This is a genomic window from Streptomyces sp. NPDC006193 (genome assembly GCF_040613915.1).
In the GTDB taxonomy this organism is placed as follows: domain Bacteria; phylum Actinomycetota; class Actinomycetes; order Streptomycetales; family Streptomycetaceae; genus Streptomyces.
In genome coordinates this window covers 22,242-28,241 of the sequence record NZ_JBEXTB010000047.1, presented here as the reverse complement: position 1 = coordinate 28,241, position 6,000 = coordinate 22,242, and the positions used below count along the sequence as shown (strand labels likewise).

At 70.6% G+C, this 6,000-nt stretch carries 5 protein-coding genes; 2 read left to right on the top strand and 3 right to left on the bottom strand.

Annotation, left to right across the window (positions count from 1 at the left end; translation table 11 throughout):
* Positions 1-258: 258 nt before the first annotated feature.
* From ABZ261_RS28445 to thyX, 3 genes are all read right to left on the bottom strand, one after another.
* Positions 259-1,944, bottom strand: coding sequence for a ribonuclease J (locus ABZ261_RS28445; RefSeq protein WP_356864044.1), 1,686 nt, complete (start codon positions 1,942-1,944; stop codon positions 259-261).
* Positions 1,945-2,100: 156 nt separating this feature from the next.
* Positions 2,101-3,000, bottom strand: coding sequence for a 4-hydroxy-tetrahydrodipicolinate synthase (dapA, locus tag ABZ261_RS28440; protein ID WP_356864042.1), 900 nt, complete (start codon positions 2,998-3,000; stop codon positions 2,101-2,103).
* 209 nt (positions 3,001-3,209) lie between these two features.
* A complete protein-coding gene (thyX, locus tag ABZ261_RS28435; protein WP_356864040.1) occupies positions 3,210-3,935 on the bottom strand; it encodes an FAD-dependent thymidylate synthase in 726 nt (241 codons plus the stop codon).
* A gap of 198 nt (positions 3,936-4,133) precedes the next feature.
* Here thyX and ABZ261_RS28430 point away from each other — a divergent pair, with 198 nt between their 5' ends.
* On the top strand, positions 4,134-4,370 hold the full coding sequence (locus ABZ261_RS28430) for a hypothetical protein (protein WP_356864038.1): 237 nt from the start codon (positions 4,134-4,136) through the stop codon (positions 4,368-4,370).
* A gap of 103 nt (positions 4,371-4,473) precedes the next feature.
* Entirely contained in the window at positions 4,474-5,028 is a 555-nt protein-coding gene (locus tag ABZ261_RS28425) for a hypothetical protein (RefSeq protein ID WP_356864036.1), read from the top strand.
* Positions 5,029-6,000 lie beyond the last annotated feature (972 nt).

Genomic DNA, 6,000 nt, shown 5'->3' with positions numbered 1-6,000 from the left:
TCCGACTCTATCAGATCTTTCCGATCCGATTTCCTCGGTGCTTTCCAGGTTCCCGCTTCCGCGTTTCCCTTTCCGGCGGTTCCGACTTTATCAGAGGTTCTGAGTCGGATTTCCCGTCCGCTCCGGGCACCTGCGTCCAGCGCATGAAGTGCTGGGGTTCCCGGTCGGGCGGAGCCGTAAACGTACTGGAGCGGGGCGCCCCGATGCAAATCGAGGGGCCCCGCTCCGGTCCGGTGTCCGCCGGCAGGCGACGAGGCGTCAGACCTCCACGACCACCGGCAGGATCATCGGCCTGCGGCGGTAGTTGTCCGAGACCCACTTGCCCAGGGTCCGTCGGACGAGCTGCTGGAGCTGGTGGGGCTCCACGACGCCGTCCTGGGCGGACCGCTCCAGGGCCTCGGTGATCCTCGGAACGACGTCGGCGAAGGCCGAGTCCTCGATGCCGGAGCCACGGGCCTGGATGTGCGGACCGCCGGTGATCTTGCCGGTGGAGGAGTCGATGACCACGAAGACCGAGATGATGCCCTCGTCGCCGAGGATCTTGCGGTCCTTCAGGGCCGGCTCGCCGACATCGCCCACGGAGAGGCCGTCGACGTAGACGTAACCGGCCTGCACCTTGCCGGAGATCTTCGCCTTGCCCCCGACGAGGTCGACCACCACGCCGTCCTCGGCGATGACGATGCGGTCGTGCGGGACGCCGGTGAGGGCGCCCAGCTCGGCGTTGGCGCGCAGGTGGCGCCATTCGCCGTGCACCGGCATCAGGTTCTTCGGGCGGCAGATGTTGTAGAAGTACAGCAGCTCGCCCGCGGAGGCGTGGCCGGAGACGTGCACCTTCGCGTTGCCCTTGTGGACGACGTGGGCGCCCCAGCGGGTCAGGCCGTTGATCACCCGGTAGACCGCGTTCTCGTTCCCGGGGATCAGGGACGAGGCCAGGATGACCGTGTCGCCGTCGACGATGCGGATCTGGTGGTCGCGGTTGGCCATGCGGGACAGGGCCGCCATCGGCTCGCCCTGGGAACCGGTGCAGACCAGGACCACCTCGTGGTCGGGCAGGTCGTCCAGCGTCTTGACGTCCACCACAAGCCCCGGCGGGACCTTCAGATAACCGAGGTCCCGGGCGATGCCCATGTTGCGGACCATGGAGCGGCCGACGAACGCGACCCGGCGGCCGTACTCGTGCGCCGCGTCCAGGATCTGCTGGATGCGGTGGACGTGGCTGGCGAAGCTCGCCACGATGATCCGCTTGCGGGCATTGGCGAAGACCGTGCGCAGGACGTTGGAGATGTCCCGCTCCGGCGGGACGAAGCCCGGGACCTCGGCGTTCGTCGAGTCGGCGAGGAGCAGGTCGATGCCCTCCTCGCTCAGCCGGGCGAACGCGTGCAGGTCGGTGAGGCGGTTGTCCAGCGGGAGCTGGTCCATCTTGAAGTCGCCGGTGTGCACCACCATGCCCGCGGAAGTGCGGATGGCGACGGCCAGGGCGTCCGGGATGGAGTGGTTGACGGCGACGAACTCGCAGTCGAAGGGGCCGATGCGCTCCCGGTTGCCTTCCGCCACCTCGAGGGTGTACGGGCGGATCCGGTGCTCCTGGAGCTTCGCCTCGATGAGGGCGAGGGTCAACTTGGAGCCGATCAGCGGGATGTCCGGCTTCTCGCGCAGCAGGTAGGGGACGCCGCCGATGTGGTCCTCGTGGCCGTGCGTGAGCACGATGCCCTCGATGTCGTCGAGGCGGTCCCGGATGGACGAGAAGTCCGGCAGGATCAGGTCGATTCCGGGCTGCTCCTCCTCGGGGAAGAGCACTCCGCAGTCGACGATCAGCAGGCGGCCGCCGTACTCGAAGACCGTCATGTTGCGGCCGATCTCGCCGAGGCCGCCGAGCGGGGTGACCCGCAGGCCGCCCTCGGGCAGCGGCGGGGGCGGGCCCAGTTCAGGATGCGGATGACTCAAAAGACTCTCCTCACCACACGCGCCACGTACCGGTGGGCACGTGGCGCGCATGACGTTCGTGCAGAAGCAGTTGTAGGTGGTGGGCCACAGGCACCGGTGGACCTGCGTCTTCAGTTGTTCTTCAGTTGTGAAGCCCCTGTGGTGCAAAGTCTGTTGTCAGAGCTGTACCCCGCCGGCAGCAAGATCGATCTTGAGCTGGGCGACCTCTTCGGGCGAGCACTCGACCATGGGCGGGCGCAGCGGCCCGGCGGGCAGGCCCAGGAGGGCGAGCGCGGCCTTGGTGGTCATCACGCCCTGGGTGCGGAACATGCCGGTGTAGACCGGGAGCAGCTTCTGGTGGATCTCGGTCGCCTTGACGACGTCGCCGGAGAGATGGGCGTCCACGAGGGCCCGCAGGTCGGGGGTGACGAGGTGGCCGACGACCGAGACGAAGCCGACCGCACCCACGGAGAGCAGCGGCAGGTTGAGCATGTCGTCGCCGGAGTACCAGGCGAGGCCGGACCGGGCGATGGCCCAGCTGGCGCGGCCGAGGTCGCCCTTGGCGTCCTTGTTGGCGACGATCCGGGGGTGCTCGGCGAGACGGACGAGCGTCTCGGTGTCGATCGGGACGCCGCTGCGGCCGGGGATGTCGTAGAGCATGACCGGCAGTCCGGTGGCGTCGGCGACGGCCGTGAAGTGCCGGTACAGGCCCTCCTGCGGGGGCTTGTTGTAGTACGGCGTGACGACCAGCAGGCCGTGGGCGCCGGCGCGCTCGGCGTCGCGGGCGAGCTCGAGGCTGTGGTGGGTGTCGTTGGTCCCGACGCCGGCGACGACGTGGGCGCGGTCGCCGACGGCCTCCAGGACGGCTCGTACGAGATCCGCTTTCTCCGCGTCGCTGGTGGTGGGTGACTCGCCGGTGGTGCCGTTCACGATCAGGCCGTCGTTGCCTGCGTCCACCAGGTGGGCGGCGAGCCGCTGCGCGCCGTCGAGGTCGAGTGCGCCGTCCGCCGTGAAGGGCGTGACCATGGCGGTGAGGACCCGCCCGAAGGGGGTCTGCGGAGTCGAGGTCGGAGCCATGGGTAACACGCTACTCGGTGCTCGATGCGAGGTGCGCCCTCGGGGTGTCGGGTAAGTCAGGACAAAAGGAGCCCGGCACTGCCTGCTCGGGGGTTCAAGCAGTGCCGGGTCCGTTTGATCAGGCTAGATGAACTTCTCTGAATGCCGCAATACGGACACTTCGCCCGGCTGATCCGTACATCCGTTCCGCGTGGGGGAACAGGGCTTCGCTACGGGGCCACACGTCCGTTCGCATTGAAGGCGGCGTACGTCAGCGGCATGAGCTTCGCCCACTCCGCCTCCATCTTCTCGCCCACCATCTCGATCTCCCGCTGCGGGAAGGACGGCACCTTGGCCAGCTCGTGCTGGGTGCGCAGCCCGAGGAAGTGCATCAGGGAGCGGGCGTTGCAGGTGGCGTACATCGAGGAGTACAGGCCCACGGGCAGGACCGAACGGGCCACCTCGCGTGCGACGCCCTCGGCGAGGAGCTTCTGGTAGGCCGCGTACGCCTGCTCGTAGGAGTCCCGGAGGGCGTGGCTCACCGTCTCGTGCTGGGCCGGGGTGCCCTCGACGAAGACGTACTTGCCCGGACGGCCCTGCTGGACCAGCTTGCGTGAGGCGTCGGGGACGTAGAAGACCGGCTGCAGCTCGCGGTAGCGGCCGGACTCCTCGTTGTACGACCAGCCGACGCGGTGCCGCATGAACTCGCGGAAGACGAAGATCGGGGCGCTGATGAAGAAGGTCATCGAGTTGTGCTCGAACGGGCTGCCGTGCCGGTCGCGCATCAGGTAGTTGATCAGGCCCTTGGAGCGCTCGGGGTCCTTCTTCACCTCGTCCAGGGACTGCTCACCGGCGGTCGAGACGCGGGCGGCGAAGAGGACGTCGGCGTCCGAAGCGCTGGACTTCACCAGCTCGACGGTGACGTCACTGCGGAACGTGAGCGACTCGGTGGTCACGGGGATCGGGGTCCTTCCCTCACTTCTGTGGTTCGCGCCCACCTTACGGGGCACCCGCGGAGGCCGGAGCGGCACCTCGCCCCCAGGGCGCACCGGCCTGTTTTCCCGACATGGGCACCTTTTGCGTCATGCGGTCGTCTGTACCGGTGAAGCCGCACGTTGCGACCACCACCAACCCCGTGAGGAGAGGTCATCACGATGTTCCGTCGGCGCGAGCCCGTACCCTTCGCCTTCCTGGCCGAGGCGGACAGGTTCCGCAGCAATGTCACTCCCCCGCCCCGCCGGCGCGCGTCCTTCGGCGAGACGGCCGGGCGCTGGCTGCTCGGTCTCACCATCGTCGCGGGGCTGATCGGCGCGCTCGTCGTGGGCATGCCCGCGCTGTCCACGCCGCCCGCCGCGCCGACGCAGCAGTCCCAGGCGTCCCAGGGGCACTGAGCGGGAGCGCCGCCCCTTTAGGACGCCCAAGGGTGGTGGGCGGGAACACGGCCGGATAGCCTCACCGGCACAGCCCCAGCTGAGGACCGAGTGAGGACCAGCCGTGCCCCTGCCCTTCCTGACGGCCGACCGCACCTTCGAGTCGGCTTCCGAGAGCGCACTGCCGTACGACGATCCGGACCGCTGGCGGCGCCCCTATCGGCCGGGGCCGTGGCGGGTGGGTCTGGCCGCGCTGGGCCTGCTGTTCGCCTCGTTCGTGCTGTTCTCCGCGATCCTCATCGCCCTGACCGGCTCGGTGTCCTCCGCCGGCGGGGTCCTCGCCGCGGGCCTGGTCATCGTCGCCGGGGCACTGCGGCTGCTGCGCATGGGGGTGTGGGTGAGCGGGCGCGGGCTGCGCCGGACCGGATTCCTGGTGACGCGGACGGTGCCGTGGGCGCGGGTGGTTTCCGTGCGGACGGTGCAGCAGCCGGTGCGCTGGCTGGGGCTGCCGCGGACCGTGCAGGGGCAGGCGCTGGCGCTCGTCCGCGAGGACCGGCGTCCCGAGGACACGTCTCCCCTGCTCACCACGCACGGTCTGGACTTCCTGGGCCGTCCGGTGGCCTTCGACCGGGCGGCGGACGCGGTGGAGGCGTGGGCCGCGGAGAACCGGCGCGGCTGATCGCCCCCGGTCCCGGCCCGCCTTGGGCCGTCTCGTTCTCGGTGGGGCGTCGAGGCGGGAGCTGGACAGCGGGGAGACGGGGGGTCCGCAGCAGGGGCGGACCGGTTCCTCCCGGCTACGTACGGCTTCCAGCCCTGGCCCGGCGGCTCAGTACCCCGAGGCCCGGCCACCGAGGGTCGGCCCTCACGGCCTGGGCCGCGTTCGGCGGGGCTCGGTTCTCCCCGCGCCGTGCCGGGTGGAGTCGGCCCCCGAGCGTCCGGGGCCCCCGGCACAGGGGCTCGTTCCGCCCGCCACCGGGGCCGGACGATCCCGACTCATCCCTCTCCCGGCCTCCGGAAGGCGGGGCCGAGCACGCAGGCGCTCCTGACCGGCGGCCGGGCCATGTCGCGTCGGCTCGGCCCTTCCCAAGCCTCCCGGGTTGCTGGGTTGGGCAGACAGCGGGCTGGCTCAGCAGTCTCCATATCTGACTCGCCCCGGGCAGCCGGGCCAGGAGCCGGGCGCGAAGCTGCCTCAGCCGTCTGAGCTCGGGACTCGGCTCGCCTCCGAGGCCGGCACGCGGGTCGGCCTCCGGAACCGGGGCCGGCACGCAGGCTCACGCGGCCGCAGGCCCGATCATCTTCTGGGTGAGGGCTCGGCGGACAGGCTGGCTGAGCCGGCACCCGGCTCGGCCCCGCGGCCTCAGAAGGTCAAAGGGGCGAGCCAGGCGTGAAGCTGCCTCAGCCGTCCCAGCTCGGGACTCGGCTCACCTCCGCAGGCCGGGGTCCGGCATGCGGGCCGGTGGCGCAGCCGTCCCGGAGCCGGGCTCTTTCCGGGGCCGGGTCCGGGCGGGGTGAAGCACCGGCAGTCTGCGGAGGCGTATGCGGTTTGCATCGGGCACTCCGCGAGTCCGCCGGGGCCGGGAGCCGATGGCGCGCGCGCTCGGCCCGCTCCGGCTCGGTGCACGGCCCCTTGCCTCCAAGGCGGGGGCCGGGC